Origin of the sequence: Pseudidiomarina planktonica (genome assembly GCF_900177775.1) — a bacterium.
In the GTDB taxonomy this organism is placed as follows: domain Bacteria; phylum Pseudomonadota; class Gammaproteobacteria; order Enterobacterales; family Alteromonadaceae; genus Pseudidiomarina; species Pseudidiomarina planktonica.
This window is the reverse complement of the sequence record NZ_FXWH01000001.1, coordinates 789,497-807,346: the sequence shown is the minus strand read 5'-3', so window position 1 is coordinate 807,346 and position 17,850 is coordinate 789,497. Positions and strand designations below refer to the sequence as shown.

General features: G+C 50.9%; 16 protein-coding genes and 2 tRNA genes. 2 read left to right on the top strand and 16 right to left on the bottom strand.

Features of this window, described 5'->3' with window-relative positions:
• Positions 1 to 31: 31 nt before the first annotated feature.
• Both CCE91_RS03780 and CCE91_RS03775 read left to right on the top strand, forming a co-directional pair.
• On the top strand, positions 32 to 805 hold the full coding sequence (locus CCE91_RS03780) for a ZIP family metal transporter (protein WP_234996254.1): 774 nt from the start codon (positions 32 to 34) through the stop codon (positions 803 to 805).
• Positions 805 to 1,662, top strand: coding sequence for an SDR family oxidoreductase (locus CCE91_RS03775; protein WP_086433916.1), 858 nt, complete (start codon positions 805 to 807; stop codon positions 1,660 to 1,662). Before CCE91_RS03780 ends, CCE91_RS03775 begins: the two co-directional genes overlap by 1 nt.
• Here CCE91_RS03775 and CCE91_RS03770 read toward each other — a convergent pair.
• The 16 genes from CCE91_RS03770 to CCE91_RS03695 all read right to left on the bottom strand — a co-directional run bounded on the left by CCE91_RS03770 (position 1,659) and on the right by CCE91_RS03695 (position 17,847).
• Entirely contained in the window at positions 1,659 to 3,074 is a 1,416-nt protein-coding gene (locus CCE91_RS03770) for an FAD-dependent oxidoreductase (protein WP_086433915.1), read from the bottom strand. The genes CCE91_RS03775 and CCE91_RS03770 overlap by 4 nt on opposite strands.
• Positions 3,075 to 7,541 carry a glutamate synthase large subunit gene (gene gltB / locus CCE91_RS03765; protein WP_086433914.1) on the bottom strand — a complete coding sequence of 1,489 codons (4,467 nt, stop codon included), beginning with the start codon at positions 7,539 to 7,541 and terminating at the stop codon, positions 3,075 to 3,077.
• Positions 7,542 to 7,678: 137 nt separating this feature from the next.
• On the bottom strand, positions 7,679 to 8,722 hold the full coding sequence (gene nadA / locus CCE91_RS03760; RefSeq protein WP_086433913.1) for a quinolinate synthase NadA: 1,044 nt from the start codon (positions 8,720 to 8,722) through the stop codon (positions 7,679 to 7,681).
• Positions 8,723 to 8,803: 81 nt separating this feature from the next.
• Positions 8,804 to 8,879 (bottom strand) — tRNA-Lys (locus tag CCE91_RS03755).
• A gap of 46 nt (positions 8,880 to 8,925) precedes the next feature.
• Positions 8,926 to 9,001 (bottom strand) — tRNA-Lys (locus CCE91_RS03750).
• A gap of 146 nt (positions 9,002 to 9,147) precedes the next feature.
• Entirely contained in the window at positions 9,148 to 9,903 is a 756-nt protein-coding gene (gene ybgF, locus CCE91_RS03745; RefSeq protein ID WP_086433912.1) for a tol-pal system protein YbgF, read from the bottom strand.
• 48 nt (positions 9,904 to 9,951) lie between these two features.
• A complete protein-coding gene (gene pal, locus CCE91_RS03740) occupies positions 9,952 to 10,485 on the bottom strand; it encodes a peptidoglycan-associated lipoprotein Pal (protein ID WP_086433911.1) in 534 nt (177 codons plus the stop codon).
• A gap of 69 nt (positions 10,486 to 10,554) precedes the next feature.
• Positions 10,555 to 11,904, bottom strand: a complete 1,350-nt coding sequence (gene tolB / locus CCE91_RS03735) for a Tol-Pal system beta propeller repeat protein TolB (protein ID WP_086434818.1) — start codon at positions 11,902 to 11,904, stop codon at positions 10,555 to 10,557.
• A 7-nt stretch (positions 11,905 to 11,911) separates the two neighbouring features.
• On the bottom strand, positions 11,912 to 12,901 hold the full coding sequence (gene tolA / locus CCE91_RS03730; protein WP_234996253.1) for a cell envelope integrity protein TolA: 990 nt from the start codon (positions 12,899 to 12,901) through the stop codon (positions 11,912 to 11,914).
• Between the two features lie 4 nt (positions 12,902 to 12,905).
• Entirely contained in the window at positions 12,906 to 13,337 is a 432-nt protein-coding gene (gene tolR, locus CCE91_RS03725) for a protein TolR (protein ID WP_086433910.1), read from the bottom strand.
• On the bottom strand, positions 13,337 to 14,059 hold the full coding sequence (gene tolQ, locus CCE91_RS03720; protein ID WP_086433909.1) for a protein TolQ: 723 nt from the start codon (positions 14,057 to 14,059) through the stop codon (positions 13,337 to 13,339). The genes tolR and tolQ overlap by 1 nt, the downstream gene beginning before the upstream one ends.
• Positions 14,049 to 14,486: a tol-pal system-associated acyl-CoA thioesterase gene (gene ybgC / locus CCE91_RS03715; protein ID WP_086433908.1), complete on the bottom strand. Its 438-nt coding sequence runs from the start codon at positions 14,484 to 14,486 to the stop codon at positions 14,049 to 14,051. Before ybgC ends, tolQ begins: the two co-directional genes overlap by 11 nt.
• A gap of 335 nt (positions 14,487 to 14,821) precedes the next feature.
• Entirely contained in the window at positions 14,822 to 15,832 is a 1,011-nt protein-coding gene (gene ruvB, locus CCE91_RS03710) for a Holliday junction branch migration DNA helicase RuvB (RefSeq protein ID WP_086433907.1), read from the bottom strand.
• Positions 15,833 to 15,902: 70 nt separating this feature from the next.
• Positions 15,903 to 16,520: a Holliday junction branch migration protein RuvA gene (ruvA, locus tag CCE91_RS03705; RefSeq protein ID WP_086433906.1), complete on the bottom strand. Its 618-nt coding sequence runs from the start codon at positions 16,518 to 16,520 to the stop codon at positions 15,903 to 15,905.
• An 18-nt stretch (positions 16,521 to 16,538) separates the two neighbouring features.
• Positions 16,539 to 17,075 carry a crossover junction endodeoxyribonuclease RuvC gene (gene ruvC, locus CCE91_RS03700; protein ID WP_086433905.1) on the bottom strand — a complete coding sequence of 179 codons (537 nt, stop codon included), beginning with the start codon at positions 17,073 to 17,075 and terminating at the stop codon, positions 16,539 to 16,541.
• 22 nt (positions 17,076 to 17,097) lie between these two features.
• On the bottom strand, positions 17,098 to 17,847 hold the full coding sequence (locus CCE91_RS03695; RefSeq protein WP_086433904.1) for a YebC/PmpR family DNA-binding transcriptional regulator: 750 nt from the start codon (positions 17,845 to 17,847) through the stop codon (positions 17,098 to 17,100).
• Positions 17,848 to 17,850 lie beyond the last annotated feature (3 nt).

Genomic DNA, 17,850 nt, shown 5'->3' with positions numbered 1-17,850 from the left:
ATAAAGCACTTTCAACCACCAAGGGATTTTAGTGGATCTTATACTTCTAGCTTTGTTGGCCAGTACCATTACCGGGTTAATGACTGCCGTAGGCGCTGTGCCAGTTCTATTTGGGCGCCTGCCTTCCGAGCGCTCGCAGGACACACTGCTGGGCTTTGCTGCGGGCGTTATGCTGGCAGCCTCGTTTTTCTCGCTAATCATCCCTTCCATTGATATTTCCACCGAGCTGTATGGCGAAGGCCCCTGGCCTGCGGCTATTGCCGTTATAGGTATTTTATTGGGCGCCCTGGCCATTGCCATGTTAGACCGCTGGCTACCGCACGAACACTTTGTGATGGGTCGCGAAGGGCCAGAAAATGCGCAAATTATGCGGGTATGGTTATTTGTATTTGCCATCACCATTCACAATGTTCCCGAAGGCTTAGCCGTAGGTGTGGCTTACGGTAGCGGTCAGGAAACCACTGCCTTATCGCTGGCCATGGGTATTGGCTTACAAAATATACCTGAAGGTCTAGCAGTAGCTGTTGGCTTACTCAGTGTTGGTTATTCAAAATGGCGTTCATTCATTGTTGCCGCCGGAACCGGCATGGTTGAGCCCATTGGTGGCCTGCTTGGTGGCACCTTCGTTAGTATTGCGCAACCGCTGTTACCTTGGGGACTAGTGTTCGCCGCTGGTGCCATGTTATTCGTGATCAGTCATGAGATTATTCCCGAAACCCACCGGCGTGGGCACCATCAGCGCGCTACGGCGGGTTTAATGATTGGTTTGGTGGTTATGTTATTTCTTGATGTATGGTTGGGCTAATGGCTAACACGCTACTTTGTATTGGCTTTGGAGATATTGCTGCCCGGGTTGCCCGCGAGCAGTTAGCGAAAGGCTGGCAAGTTATTGGCATGTGCCGGCAGCCAGAGCACAAGCAAGCCCCGCCAGGCGTTACCTTAGTAGCAGGTGATGCTAACAACGAGCAGGATTTAAAACGCCTGTTGCTGAATAGCCAACCTGCAATCACCGCCATTTTAGTAACCCTAACGCCAGCCCGCGGCGCGGAGGACTCATACCACCAGGGCTATGTGGTGCCTTGCCGTCACTTACAACAAGTACTGGCGCAATCCACTAATCCGCCCCAGCTGATTTATGTTTCCAGCACCGGTGTTTATGGTCAGCGCGACGGTCAGTGGGTAACCGAAGAAAGCCCAACCGAACCTGACACGCACAGTGGCGCTATGTTGTTGCAGGCCGAACAGGTAATTGCCGCATGTAACGCCCAGGTAAGCATTCTTCGCTGTAGCGGTATTTACGGCCCCGGCCGCACCATGCTGATTGATCGGCTGAAAGAGGCCAAAGTGACAGTAACCCCGGCCTGGACCAACCGTATTCATGCCGATGACGTAGCAGGTTTTATTGCGCACTTGTTTGCTTCAACCAAGGTTGAGCCGCTGTATTTGGTAAACGACAATGAACCCGCGCTACAGGCCGATGTATATAAATGGCTGGCAGCAGAACTTGAGGTGGACTATCAGAACTTAGCCAGTACCGATGAAGTTGGCTCCCGCGGTAGTAAACGCTGTGACAACAAGCAGCTAAAATCCAGTGGCTACAAACTGCAATATCCAACCTTTCGTGATGGCTACAAAGTGTTGGTGGCAAACCACCAGGATTAAACGCCCAGGTAGTCTAAAATTCCACTGGCGGCATCGCGCCCCTCAGCAATTGCTGTTACTACTAAATCTGCGCCGCGTACCATGTCGCCACCGGCAAAAATTTTCGGGTTTGAGGTTTGCATGGAAAACTCACTGTCGCCAACAGCCAATACGGTTCCCCAGTCACTTAATTTCACGCTTTGTTCCTGTAACCACGCAGGCGGATCAGGCTGATAACCAAAGGCAATAATCACCGCATCGGCCGGCATCACAAACTCGGAATCTGGCACCTGTTGCGGCCGTTGCCGCCCCTGCTCATCTTTAGGGCCCAGCTCGGTTCTAACCAGCTTCACACCGGTTACTTTTCCGTTGTCATCCATCTCCAGAGCCAACGGCTGCAGATTAAATTCAAAGTTAACGCCTTCTTCACGGGCATTTTGTACTTCGCGCCGCGAGCCCGGCATATTCTGTTCGTCACGGCGGTAGGCACAAGTTACTTTGGTCGCGCCCTGCCGAATTGCAGTACGTACGCAATCCATGGCGGTATCGCCGCCACCGAGCACTACCACTTGCTGGTCTTTTAAATCAATCAATGGATACTTGGGCATGGCGGTATCCATCAGCTGTTGCGTATTCCCAATTAAGTAAGGCAAGGCCGCAACTACGCCGTTTGCATCCAGGCCTTCTAGTTTGCCATCCAGTGCTTTGTAGGTACCCATGCCCAAAAACACAGCGTCGTATTCCTGCAACAGCTCGTCAAACTTAATATCACGCCCAACTTCCACCCCAAGGCGAAACTCAATGCCCATATCGGTGAATATTTCCCGGCGCAGTTGCATCACTGACTTTTCCAACTTAAATGGCGGAATGCCGTAAGTTAGCAAGCCACCAATTTCCGGATAGCGATCAAACACCACCGGTTTCACCCCGCTACGAATTAATACATCAGCACAGGCTAAGCCCGCCGGCCCTGCGCCTATGACCGCTACTTTTTTATCGGTAGCAATAACCTCGGACAGGTCCGGTCGCCAGCCTTGCTTGAAGGCTTCATCGGTAATGTACTTCTCGATACTACCAATAGTAACCGCGCCAAATTCGTCATTGAGCGTACAGGCACCCTCGCAGAGTCTGTCCTGCGGACACACGCGGCCACATACTTCGGGCAGGCTATTGGTTTTATGCGCCAGCTCAGCCGCTTCAAAAATGCGCCCTTGCTGAGCCAGTTCCAGCCACTGGGGAATATAATTATGAACCGGGCATTTCCATTCACAATAAGGATTACCACAGTCAAGGCAACGGTCTGCCTGACCTTTCACCTGATGCTCTGGCATTGGCTGATAAATTTCTACAAAGGAAATTTGCCGTTCCTTGAGATCACGCTTGGGCGGTTCAATGCGCTGTACATCCATAAACTGGTACACGTTCTTGTTCATTTACATTACCTCAACGCGTAGTTCAGCAGTGGATCTGGCCCGGTGCCCCAGCAAGTCAGCGATACTGGCCGACTTGGGTTTCACAATATAAAACTGTGACAAATGAGCTTCCAGGTCGGTAAGTATGGCATTGGCGTAGCTACTACCGGTCGCTTCCACGTGCTCGTTAATCAGTCCACGTAAATGCTCAACCAGAATAGGTGCATTTACCGGCAGTGCTTCCACCAGCCCCGTATTTAAACGCTGCTCCAGCTTGCCGTCGCTGTCCTGAACATAAGCAAAACCACCAGTCATGCCGGCACCAAAGTTAATACCCATTCTACCCAGTACCACCACAATACCACCGGTCATATACTCGCAGCCATGATCGCCAATGCCTTCAACCACAGCAATGGCACCAGAATTACGAACCGCAAAACGCTCGCCGGCACAACCCGAGGCATACAATTTGCCGCCGGTAGCCCCGTACAAACAAGTGTTCCCCATAATAATAGATTGCTCGGATTGGTAGTTGCTGTCAGCCGGCGGCCGCAGAATCAGTTGCCCACCCGCCATGCCTTTACCGACATAATCATTGGCGTCACCGGTAACTCGCAAGTGCATACCGCCTGCATTCCACACTCCGAAGCTTTGTCCGGCACTGCCGGTAAAGTCTATTTTTAATGGCGAGCCAGCCATGCCCTGATTACCATGCTGCTTCGCAATAGCTCCGGCCAGGGCCGCGCCAACAGAGCGGTCGAAGTTACGAATCGGAAACTGCCAGGTGCCGCCGCGTTTGCTTTTAATAGCGTCGCTACAAGCTGCCAATAGCTGCTGGTTCAACTCGCCTTTATCGAACGACGGGTTTGGCTCAGTGCAATACAACGGCAATTCAGACTTAGTGCCGGCAGCGGCCAGTAATGGCGTTAAGTCCAGCTGTTGCTGCCGCAAGGTTTGACCCTCCACCCGCGCCAGTAAGTCCACCCGCCCAATTAAATCAGTGAGTTTTTCCACGCCCAGTTTCGCCAACCATTCCCGCACTTCCTCGGCCAGAAACTCAAAGTAACGAATCACTTTTTCAGGTAAACCGGTAAAGTGCTCACGGCGCAATTGCTCGTCCTGCGTGGCTACGCCGGTGGCGCAATTATTTAAATGGCAAATGCGTAAGTATTTGCAGCCCAGTGCAATCATAGGCGCAGTGCCAAAGCCAAAGCTCTCAGCACCTAAAATGGCTGCTTTGATCACGTCCAGGCCGCTTTTCAGGCCGCCATCTACCTGCAGCCGCACTTTATGGCGCAAGTTATTCATCACCAGCGCCTGGTGCACTTCAGCTAACCCCAGTTCCCAGGGACTACCGGCATGTTTTACCGAGGTAAGTGGGCTGGCACCGGTGCCGCCATCGTAACCTGACACCGTAATCAAATCGGCGTAGGCCTTAGCTACACCTGCCGCGATAGTGCCAATACCTGGTGCAGATACCAGCTTCACCGACACCAGCGCCTGCGGATTCACCTGCTTTAAGTCAAAAATAAGCTGAGCTAAATCTTCAATCGAATAAATATCGTGGTGCGGCGGCGGTGAAATTAAGGTGGTGCCAGCCACCGAGAAACGTAGCTTGGCTATTTCAGCGGTTACTTTCTCACCCGGCAACTGCCCGCCTTCGCCGGGCTTCGCACCTTGCGCTACTTTTATCTGCAGTACATCGGCATTCACCAGATAATGCGGGGTTACGCCAAAGCGCCCCGACGCTACTTGCTTAATGCGCGAATTCTTATCCGTACCAAAGCGGCGTGGGTCTTCGCCACCCTCGCCTGAATTGGAACAGCCGCCAATGCGATTCATGGCCTGGGCCAGTGCTTCGTGTGCTTCAGGGCTTAATGCACCAATAGACATAGCCGCCGTATCAAACCGTTGAAATAATTTAGCTGCAGGTTCAACCGCTTTGATATCCAGTGGCTTAGCTACTGCCTGCGGGTGCAACAGGTCACGTAAATGTGCAATAGGACGATCATTTACGTACACCTTAAACTGGTTGTAAGCGGCCTGATCGGAGTTATTTACCGCCCGTTGCAGGCAAGTCACTACATCGGGGTTATAGGCATGATATTCACCGCCATGCACATATTTTAACAGGCCACCCTGAGTTAAATCACGACGCTTCAGCCAGGCCTGTTTTGCCAGCTTCAGTAAATCTTGTTGCAGGTCGGTAAAAGTAGCACCACCAATGCGTGCCGGGGCCGTTTTAAAGCAGCGCGAGCGCAACTCAGCGGCAAGCCCCACAATTTCGAATAAGCAGGCACCTCGATAGCTGGCCACAGTGGCTATACCCATTTTCGACATGATTTTTAGCAGGCCTTTATTAATACCATCGCGGTAGTTGGTTAATGCTTCGCGGGCTGGTAAGTTAATAACTTTCTGCGCAACCATTTGTTCAATAGTTTCATACACTAAAAACGGATATACGGCCGTTGCACCCAGGCCAATCAGCACCGCCATTTGATGCGAGTCGCGAACCGCTGCCGTTTCCACCAGAATATTCGAATCACAGCGCAACCGTTCGGCTACCAGTTGCTGTTGTACCGCGCCTACCGCCAGCGCTACCGGAATAGGTAACAACTCTTTGGCAATGCCGCGATCCGACAGAATGAGCAGTACCACCTGCTGCTCGCGCACCAGCCGCACGGCCTCTTGCGTCAGCCGGGCAATGGCTTGTTCTAAGTTGTCTTTCAGCGGATCATATTGCAGCGACAAAGTGGCATGGCGATAGTGCTCTTCATCCAGTTCGCGTAATTGTTTCATGTCGGTGTACATAAGCACCGGCGATTCAAATACCACCCGCCCGGCATAGCCGGAGGTTTCGTTAAAGACGTTTTGCTCGCGCCCAATACAAGTAGCCAACGACATCACGTGACGTTCGCGAATAGGATCAATGGGCGGATTGGTCACCTGCGCAAACTGCTGGCGGAAGTAATCGAACAGTTGCCGTGGCTGCCTTGATAATACCGCCATAGGGGTATCATCACCCATAGAGCCGGTGGCTTCGTTACCGTCACAGGCAAGCACGCTAATGACTTGCTGCAGTTCTTCGCGAGTGTATTGGAATAGCTTGTGGTAAGTGCGCATGCGCTCGTCGTCAAACAAGCGCTGCCCAATGAGCTCAGCACTACAATCTCGAAATGGCACTAACCGGGTTACGTGCTTGTCCAGCCACTGGCGATACGGATGCCGTTGCTGCAGGTCATGATCAATATCGGCGCTGCGCAGAATACGGCCGTTGTAGGTGTCCACCGCCAGCATTTCGCCGGGGCCAAGCCGGCCTTTTTCAACCACCTCGGCATTCTGGTAGTCCCAGATCCCCACTTCCGAGGCCACCGTTAGAATGTCATTGCTGGTAAGTACATAGCGGGCTGGGCGCAAGCCGTTGCGATCCAGACTACAGGCCACGTGGCGGCCGTTACTCATCACAATACCGGCCGGTCCGTCCCAGGGCTCCATATGCATGGAATTAAATTCATAAAACGCCCGTAAGTCGTCGGCCATGGTGGGATTGCCCTGCCAGGCAGGCGGCATTAACAAACGCATTGCGCGGAATAAGTCCATGCCGCCAGCCAGCATCAATTCCAGCATGTTATCCAACGACGACGAATCTGAGCCACTTTCGTTCACAAAAGGGGCGGCGTCTTGTAAATCGGCCAGCAGTGGCGAGCTAAGTTTGTAACTGCGCGCCTGGGCCCACTGCCGGTTACCACGAATGGCATTAATTTCACCATTGTGCGCCAGAAATCGGAAGGGCTGTGCCAGCGGCCAACGCGGGTCAGTATTGGTAGAAAAGCGTTGATGGAATACACAAATAGAGGTGGTGAGTTCAGGGTCGGCTAAATCCGGGTAAAACCGCGCCAAATCGGCAGCCAGCATTAAGCCTTTATAAACAATCACCAGGCACGACAGCGAACACACGTAAAACTCCGGATGCTCAGCCTGCAAACGTTTTTCTGCGCGCCGACGTGCCATATACAGGCGGCGTTCTAAATCCTTTTTTCGCCAGCCCGGTGGTGCTGACACAAATACTTGCTCAATTTGGGGCTGTGAGGTTCGCGCTGCATCACCCAACACGCTGTCGTCAAAGGGAACGTCGCGCCAGCCTTCTACGGTTAAAGTTTCGCGCTGAAGCTCTTCGGCCAGAACCTCTCGTTCAACCTCAGCCAATGCTTCGTCTTGGCTTAGAAAAATCATCCCAACCGCAAACTTTTTACCGACCGACCATTCCTGGTCGCTCGCCAGCGCCCGAAAATAATCCTCCGGTAGCTTTAACAATAAGCCGCAGCCGTCGCCGGTTTTACCATCAGCTCCAATACCGCCACGGTGCTGCATATTCGCTAACCCGGTAATAGCAGTTTCAACCAGCCAATGACTAGGCTCGCCGTTAATCTGAGTAATCAGACCAAAGCCACAGTTATCGCGAACATCGTGGTGATTGTATAAGCTCATAGTTAACCTGCTGTTAACGGACAAGCTTTTAACTTAGCAGGCAGGGGGATTACCGCAAGGGGGTAAGGGGTATAGCGGCCATTCAACCAGTGAATACGACCGCTAATAAAGGCATATAGAAGTTATAGTACTAGAAGCTAGCGCGGCAGATTACGGGAAAACTCAAGCATCCGGTCCAGCGGCTTCATAGCGGCTTTACCTAACTCGGCATCCACGTGAATCTCATGCTTAGCGCCGCCGTTCTCCAGAGCCTCTGCAATCGCCTGTAAGCCGTTCATGGCCATCCAGGGGCAATGTGCACAGCTACGACAGGTAGCGCCGTTACCAACCGTTGGCGCCTCGATAAAGCGCTTATTTGGCTGCAGTTGCTGCATCTTGTAGAAGATGCCGCGGTCAGTGGCCACAATAAAGGTTTCGTTAGGCATGGTTTGGCTTGCTTTAATAAGCTGCGAGGTTGAACCCACGGCATCGGCCAAGGCAACGATATCGCGCGGTGATTCAGGATGCACCAATATGGCTGCGTCGGGGTACACCGCTTTTAAATCAAGCAAAGCCTTGGCTTTAAATTCATCGTGTACCACACAAGCGCCCTGCCACATCACCATGTCGGCACCGGTTTGATCGGCAATATAGTTACCCAGATGGCGGTCAGGGCCCCATAAAATCTTCTCGCCCTGCGCATCTAAGTGATCAACCAGTTCCAGCGCCATGCTGGAGGTAACCACCCAGTCAGCTCGTGCTTTCACCGCAGCCGAGGTATTGGCATACACCACTACGGTGCGATCCGGGTGTTCATCACAAAACGCGCTGAATTTATCCGCCGGACAGCCTAAATCAAGCGAACAGGTCGCTTCCAACGTTGGCATCAGTACGGTTTTTTCAGGTGTTAGAATTTTGGCGGTTTCGCCCATAAATTTCACGCCGGCAACAATCAACATTTGCGCGTCGTGATCGCGGCCAAACCGGGCCATTTCCAATGAGTCAGACACACAGCCACCGGTTTCTTCTGCCAGCGCCTGAATATCATGATCGGTATAGTAGTGCGCCACCAACACCGCATTGCGTTCGTGCAATAAGGTTTTGATGCGTTCTTTATAGTGTTGTTTGTCCGCGTCGCTCAGCGGCGCAGGCTTCGCCGGAAAATGGTAATCCAACGTATCAATGATTTGTATTTGGCTCATATGGTGATTTGTTGCGGCTAGGAACCGCTGACTACTGCAAAAGGTTTGAATATTATAACAGAAATATTTGAGTGACGGTATTGGTGGGTCGTGCTGGATTCGAACCAGCGACCAATTGATTAAAAGTCAACTGCTCTACCAACTGAGCTAACGACCCGTCACTAATCTTGGTGGGTATAACTTGTGCCTCAGCATTGCAATATTGGTGGGTCGTGCTGGATTCGAACCAGCGACCAATTGATTAAAAGTCAACTGCTCTACCAACTGAGCTAACGACCCACAATACACACTGCTTGTTACAACCTAATGCTGTTGCAACGGCGGCATAGTTTACTGAAATAACACCGGGTTGCAACTGCAAATTGCAGTTAATGGGTGCGTTTGCTTAATTAACGCCCACATCGGGGCGTTTTATTACAATGTTTCTACAATTCACTCAAACGTTGGCGCGCTAAACCAGCTTCGGTGCTGTCCGCGTAACCTTTAATAACCTGATTGAAGTAGTCTCTGGCCGCCGCGTTTTGACCTTGCTGCCGCGCAATAGAACCTAACTTCAATAAGCAGTCTGCCCGCTTATTACTGTCAGGATAATCATCTACCACAGTTTTAAATTGTTCAGCTGCGCCATCGTAGTTGCCATCTGAAAACAACAACTGCCCTAGCCAATAATGCGCATTAGGGGCATAGCTGGAATTTGGGAAGCGCTCGATAAACTGCTGGAAAGCCGGAATCGCATCTTGGTAGCGCTTGTCTTCCAGCACTAACTTGATGGCACGATCGTAGGCATCGTTTTCGGAAAGATTGCCAGAGTAGTCAGCCGTATTGTTGCTACCACCGGTCACTGCAGAACTGTCAATAACCTGAGTGTTCGCTGGTGCGCTACTTTGATTGGCTAAACGTCGGTCAATTTCCTGATAAAGCTCACGTTGACGGGTTAGCAATTGTTCCAGTTGAAACGCATGCTCTTCAGTAACGCCACGCAGTTCAGCAACTTCTTCCTGCAGCATATTCACCTGGTTAAGCAAATTCATTTGCGCACTGTTACGTGCATCAATAACTCGCTCTAACTGGTTCAAGCGTTCCTCAAGACTTCCTGAGGAGACACTAGCAACAGGAGCCTGGACAGCTAACGCTGGCCAGGCTACACACAAAGCTGCAACCGCAATAAGGTTTAATTTCATACGTAACCTTTTGCCGATGTCTTAATTACCAACGAACCGGACGCTAGCTTAGTAAACTAAAACAGCGCGACGGTTTTTAGCGTAGGCTGATTCATTTGAGGCACGAACCAGTGGCTTCTCTTCACCGTAAGAAACGGTAGAAAGTTGCGAAGAACTAACGCCTAAGTTACGCAGGTATTCAGTTACTGCTTTGGCACGACGCTCGCCCAGAGCAATGTTGTACTCAGGTGTGCCGCGCTCATCAGCGTGACCTTCAATGACTACGTCAACCGATGGGTTTTTAACTAAGTAATCAGCGTGAGCAGCAAGTAGTTCAGCATACTCAGAAGCAATGCGAGATTCGTCAAAAGCAAAGTAAATCATATGCTCTTTACGTAGTTCGTCATATTTTTCCTGACGCTGTTCTTCAGGCGACATAGTGCGCTCTGCTGCACCCACATCAACACCAGAATCTTGTTGCTGTTGTTGATTCGTTTCTTGCGTACCAGCACCAGAATCAGTTTGTTGATTCGAGCTACAAGCTGCCAGCGTTACGATTGGTAAAGCAATGGCTAAGCCTTTCAGAAATTTGTTCAAGTTCATCCGCATGTTCCTTTTTTTTTCGTCTGAAATACTACTACATATTAAACCGTGATGCGCCTTCACTGCAACCTAACGCAAATACGGCGACCATGATGGCGATTTCACTTCACCCTCGCGGGCTGGCAATCTCGCCTTAAAACGACCATCAACGGACACCAGCGCCAGTACTTGTTTACCATTGTGCGTAGTACTGTATATGATCATGCTGCCGTTGGGTGCCAAACTCGGCGACTCATCTAATGATGTTTGAGTCAGTACCTGCATTGCACCAGACGGATAGTCTTGTTTAGCAATATGGTAGTTGCCGCGTGTACGATTTACCAGTACGAACTGATCTCCGCTTGGCATCACCGTACCACCCAGGTTTTGCTCGCCTTCAAAAGTTAACCGACGAACCGAACCTGATTGTAAATTTACGCTATAAAGCTGTGGCCTTCCACCTCTTTCTGACGTAAATATCAACGATTTACCGTCAGGAGTCCAGCTTGGCTCAGTATCAATAGCGCGATTATTTGTCACCCGTTGCAGTTGTTGATTTGCCAGGGTCATTATATATAACTCAGGATTACCGTCTTTCGACAGCACCATAGCTAAACGCTTACCGTCGGGTGACCAAACAGGGTTCCCGTTGATACCCGGAAATGACGTTATTTTGTCACGACGAGTGGTGTAAATGTCCTGCACAAAAATCTCTGCGGTTTTATTTTCAAAACTCACATAAGCAAGCTTGTTGCCATCGGGCGACCAGCTCGGCGACATTAGTGGTTGATTACTACGTAGCAATACCCGCTCGCCGTAACCGTCATAATCGGCAACCATCAGCTGATATGGCTTATCATCGTTATAGTTAACCGTAACATAGGCAATGCGCGTCATGAATGCACCAGGCTCGCCAGTTAGCTCTTCATAAACCACGTCTGAAATTCGATGGGAGTATTGACGGAACTGTGAACTGGTTACCACGCTACTACGCGCATCCAGGATATGGTCATTGCTTGCCACCAGTTCACCTTCACGCAACATTTGCGATCCACCACCGGTAATCTGGCCGCGCAACACGTCAATCACTTCAAATTTAATGGTATAACGGTCTACTGAATACTCTTCAACGGTTCCCACCACAATGGCTTCAACCCCCATGCCGGCCCATGCTGCGTAGTCTACTTCGCCGCTGGCGCTTGGCATTTGCGGCATAGCTGCAGCCGGAATCGGGTTGAACTTACCACTGCGCATTAAATCTGCAGCCACCACATTGGAAATATCGCCCGGAGCCGGGCCCTCACCTTTCCAGCGAAATGGCACAACTGCTATCGGCCGGGCTGTGTCTATACCCTCGGTAATGACAATTTCCAGGGCCCCGCGGGCCAGCGGACTGGTCAATATACTCAAACTCAGGAATAAAATTACTAGTTTTTTCATCATAGGGTTACAACTCAGGTTTCACAGTTAATTTAATGGTCGCCATTTCTGCATATATATCAGGATCTTCTGATACCGGCAGCGTATTAGCTTTCAACACTGCATTGCGGGCCGATCGACACACGTTATCATCTCCGGATCCGGTGTTCACCGATTTTACAAAGCCGCTTGGTGCAACATTAATCGTTAACTCACAAGACTTCCCACGCATGGAATCATCGATATTCCAATTGCGTTGAATAGTTTGTTGAATCAACGCCGTATACTTTTGAATCTCACTTTGCATTTGCTGCGAGCGAGCGCGTTGACGCTGCGCCATTTCTTCCGCTAATTCGCGTTGCATTTGCGCTTCACGCTCGGCCTTGCGGCGCTGCTCTTCTTCGCGCTTGCGTTGTTCTTCGGCTTCCCGCTGGCGGCGAGCTTCTTCCTCACGACGTTCCTGCGCAGCCTTTTCGGCAGCAGCTTCTTCGCGAGCCCGACGTTGAGCGGCTTGCTCAGCCGCAGCTTCTTCTGCCTCGCGGCGCTCGCGCATACGCTGGGCTTCCTGCTCCGCTTCACGTTGCTCTTTGGCCGTTTGCTCTGCTAACTGTTGTTGCCGCTGCCGTTCCTGCTCCGCCCGACGTTGGGCTTCAGCAGCGCGACGTTCCAGTTCAGCCACGCGCCGCTGTTCGGCCTCACGCTGTTGCTGTTGGCGCTCACGAATCTGCGCAGCTTGCTGGTCTACCGCTGCTTTGTCGACCGCAACAGCCGCTACAATTTCATCTTCTAAATCGTCTTCCATGTTACTAATGTCAACTTGCATGGCAGGCCGATCGTAGTCGGGAGTAAACTCCATGCTGACAAAAATAATGGCCCCAATAAACAGGTGTAAGCCTACTGATATGGCCAACGGCACCTTCATAGAGGTACTCGCGCCAGCACCGGCCAACTGCCTGCCAGAGGTCTTAACCGCGCTATCAGACGCCTGCTTCGATGAAGTTTTGTTTGGTTCCGCCACTACTCTATTCCACGCCTGTCGAATCTGTCATTAAACCCACGGAAGGTACGCCAGCTCGTTGCAGTAGTACCATCAGTTGCACAATTTGATTGTAAGAAACAGCGCCGTCACCGTTCACCATGACCGGTCGCTCAGGATCCACCTGTAACTGAGCTGCTACCTGCACAGCCAGCTCCTGCGCCGACAATGGTGCCTCGGGATTGGAGTTTTCGTTCAGAAAATACTGCCCATCGCGGTTTACCGAAGCTACCAGCGGGGTCTTGCTATCTTCTGACAGAGGCTCCGCCGCTGCTTTTGGCAAATCAACATTTACACCCTGAGTAATCAAAGGCGCAGTTACCATAAATATAATCAGCAATACCAACATCACGTCGATGTACGGCACTACGTTAATATCTGCCACCGGACGACGCCGACGGCGCTGCACCGTCATCATTATACAGTTCCTTCCTGAGCCGCCGGATTACGCGTTTCAGCTGCTTTCACATTCAGCGCCTGGCGCTGCAAAATAGCTAAAAACTCATCCATAAAGTTCAAATACTGGTTATCCACTTTCTCAACCCGGTTGGTAAAGCGGTTGTAGGCAATAACCGCCGGAATAGCGGCGAACAAGCCCATCGCGGTGGCAATCAATGCCTCAGCAATACCAGGAGCAACCATGGCTAAGGTAGCCTGTTGCACCGAACCTAAACCGATAAAGGCATTCATGATGCCCCAAACCGTACCAAACAAGCCCACGTATGGGCTGATAGAACCAATAGTGGCCAGCAGTGACAAGTTACTTTCTAATTTATCCATTTCACGGGAGTGCGCGACACGCATGGCGCGGTAACTCGCATCCAAAATATGCTGACGTTGAATGTCCTTGTTATTACGCAGGCGAGCAAACTCTTTAAAACCGGCGTAAAACAGTAATTCCATGCCGCGGCTGTTGTGCGCCCGGGCCGAAATCTCCTGAAACAAGCGCGCTAAATCAACCCCTGACCAGAACCGTTCTTCGAATTTATAAGCGTCCTGCAAAGCCGTTTCAATCGCTTTGCGGCGCTGGAAAATCATGGCCCAGCCGGCTACTGAGAAAAACAGCAACAGCAGCATAACCAGTTGTACAACAATACTAGCTTCTAAAATTAATGCAGTTATTGATAAATCAGCTTGCACGCTTAAGTTCCTCTACTATTTCAACTGGCATGGGAGTGGCTTTCATGGGCTTGTCTGCTGTGGCTAGGCTAACACATGCGGCCTTCACCGTCGCGCTGCAGATAACCTGTTGATCAGGGCCCAGCACCCATTGTTCAAATTCCACTGAAGCCCGGCCAACCCGGGTCATTTCACTATGCACCTGCAGCAGCTCGTTAAAGCGCGCTGGCAAGCGTAAATCTAATTGAACCTGGCGCACCACAAAAGCAACTCCGGCGGTTAGCCAAGTGTCCTGCTCTATACCTAACGATCGTAACCATTCCGTGCGGGCACGTTCAAGAAATTTGAGATAGTTCGCGTAATACACGATACCACCTGCATCGGTGTCCTCGTAGTAGACCCTGATAGGCCAGATAAAAGTTCCGGCAGAAAAATTTATTTTATCCATATCACCAGCTAAGTTTGAGTTGCTTAAAAAAGCGGCAGACTTTTATTCATGTATAAAAACAAGCGCTTTTTAACTAATAAATTGAAAAATAAAGATTAATTTGGTCATACCAATTTACAAGAGAACAAAAAACAAACGTTAATTTTTATAACAAATTAGTTAAACTAATGCGAACAACAATTTTTCTCGGTTGAATATAGCGTTCTCACCTCTATAATACGCACCATATCAGAGACGAAGAGATTGGTTGTCACTTCTTTGCTGTTATGTTCCCTGGATTTAACTTCCTTGTTGTTCTGTATTTTGCCCGCACCTTTGTGCGGGCTTTTTTTTGTCTATTCCACCGCTTTCCCGGGTAAGCCGAAATGCGCATAAGCATGTGGCGTGGCAATTCTGCCGCGCGGCGTTCGTTGCAGAAAGCCTTGCTGAATCAAATAAGGTTCCAGCACGTCTTCAATGGTTTCTTTTTCTTCACCAATGGCAGCGGCTAAGTTATCTAAACCCACTGGCCCACCCGAGAATTTTTCCATAATGGCCAGCAGCAACTTGCGGTCCATGTAATCAAACCCGGCTTCGTCTACGTCCACCATGGTTAATGCCTGCTTGGCAATATCCTGGGTAATGTTACCGTCGCTGCGCACTTCGGCAAAATCACGCACCCGTCGCAACAACCGATTCGCAATTCGTGGCGTACCGCGCGAGCGCCGAGCTATTTCTACCGCACCGTCGTCAGCCAGTTGCAAATTCAGGTAGCTGGCCGAGCGCTTAATAATTTCGGTCAGTTCGCTCACCTGATAAAACTCAAGCCGCTGTACAATGCCAAACCTGTCCCGTAAAGGAGAGGTTAAAGCGCCAGCTCGCGTGGTTGCACCAATAAGAGTGAAAGGAGGCAGTTCAAGCTTAATTGACCGGGCCGCCGGACCTTCACCAATCATGATATCCAGCTGATAGTCTTCCATCGCTGGATAAAGAATTTCTTCCACCACCGGACTCAACCGATGAATTTCATCAATAAACAGCACATCGTGTGCTTCAAGATTGGTCAATAGTGCCGCAAGATCACCAGCTTTTTCCAGCACCGGCCCCGAGGTTTGCTTAATATTTACGTTAAGTTCGTTGGCAACAATGTTGGCAAGCGTGGTTTTACCAAGCCCGGGCGGTCCGAATATCAACAGATGATCCAGCGCCTCTTCCCGTTGCCGGGCGGCCTGAATAAAAATACTCATTTGCTCAACGACGTGAGTTTGACCCGTATAGTCCGCCAGTGATTTGGGCCGAATAGCGCGATCAATCACTTCGTCGTCACCCTGCGGTAAGGCTTGATTAATACGGTCGGCTTCTATCATGCTGTCGCAACTCTTCTGTCATTGGGCGGCATTCGCGCTGCACCGGGTTGATAACTACCGTGACTTACCATCAGGCCATTGATTTTAAAGCCTGACGGATCATTTCCTCACTGCTCATACCGCTGGTTGCCACTTGTTTAATGGCTTTTTCCGCCTGCACCGGTTTGTAACCTAAGGCAGCCAGCGCACTCAGTGCGTCCTGACGCGGGTCATTCACCGGTATGGTCGGTTGCAAGTCGTGGTCATCCACACCAAAGCTGTCGGTAGCTGGTGTGGCGCTGGTCCAGTTGGCCAGGCGGTCACGCATTTCTACCACTAAACGTTCTGCGGTTTTGCGGCCTACGCCGGGTAATTTAATTAAGCTGGATACGTCATCATGACTCACCGCGCGCACAAATTGGCTGGCCGTCATGCCTGACATAATAGTAAGTGCTAACTTGGGGCCAACACCTTGTGCTTTAATCAACTGCCGAAACAAGGTTCGCTCGGCCTGAGTGTTAAAGCCATACAGTAACTGAGCGTCTTCGCGCACCACAAAATGCGTGCACACCACCAGGTTTTCACCAATCTCGGGCAAGTCGTACATACAGGTCATTGGCATTTGAACTTCATAGCCAACACCTTGCACGTCAATCAATATTTCCGGTGGCTGCTTGCGTAGTAACCGACCCGTTAGTTGTCCTATCACCCTTGCTTCTCCAATTGGTTAGCGTAGCCGTCCACGTACTGTTTTTTGTGCCGCACCAGCCATTCGGATTAAACTTTGGCGGGTATGGGCATGGCACAAAGCTACCGCCAGCGCGTCCGCAGCATCGGCTTGCGGCGGTTGTGATAACTTTAACACAGACATTACCATATGTTGCACCTGCACTTTGTCGGCACCACCGGTACCTACTACCGCCTGCTTAATTTGTCGGGCTGAGTACTCAGCTACACTCAAATCGGCACAGGCTGCAGCGACAATAGCCGCGCCACGGGCCTGACCAAGCTTCAGCGCAGAATCCGGATTACGCGCCATAAATACTTGCTCAATAGCAAATTCGTCAGGTTTAAACTGGGTAATAAGCTCGGCCACACCATCGTGAATAAGCCGCAAACGTTCCGCCAGCTCGCGCGGTTTAGCCGCAGTTCCGGCGGCCCGAATACAGCCACTGCCCAGGTAGTGACACTTACTACCCTTTTGTTCGATGACGCCGTAGCCGGTAAGCCGCGAGCCGGGGTCAATACCCAGAATAATGGTCATGCTAAAGGTCGCATTAGCCGTATCAAGTTAAGCGCTCCAGCAACTCGTCGCTGATATCACCGTTGTGATACACATCCTGCACATCGTCTAAGTCTTCCAGCGCATCAATTAACTTCAAAAATTGCTCAGCGTTATCAGCGTCCAGTTCAGAGCGAGTTTCCGGTACCCAGGTCACTTCCGCATGGGCGCTTTGCAGGCCCGCGTTATCCAATGCGTCTTTCACCTGACCAAAGGTCTCTGGCGTGGTGTACACGTCGAAACTGCCATCGGCTTCGTTATGCACAACATCTTCGGCCTCAGCTTCCAGCGCCGCTTCCATAAGTTCGTCTTCGCTGGTGTCCGCGCTGTAGCTTAGTACACCGCGCTTATTAAACAGGTAGGCAACCGAGCCGTCGGTACCTAAATTGCCACCGTGTTTACTAAAGGCATGGCGTACGTCCGACACCGTTCGATTGCGGTTGTCCGTCATGGTTTCAACCATAATAGCAACGCCACCCGGGCCGTAGCCTTCATAGGTAAGTTCATCAACGTTATCGCCGTCTAAGTCACCACTACCGCGTTTAATGGCGGTGTCTATGGTGTCGCGCTTCATATTATTTGATAGTGCTTTATCAATAGCAGCGCGCAGGCGGGGATTGGTTTCAGGTTCGCCACCGCCCTCTCGGGCGGCAACTGTAATTTCCCGGATCAGGCGGGTAAAAATTTTGCCTTTTTTGGCATCCTGAGCCGCTTTACGATGTTTTATATTGGCCCATTTGGAATGTCCTGCCATAGG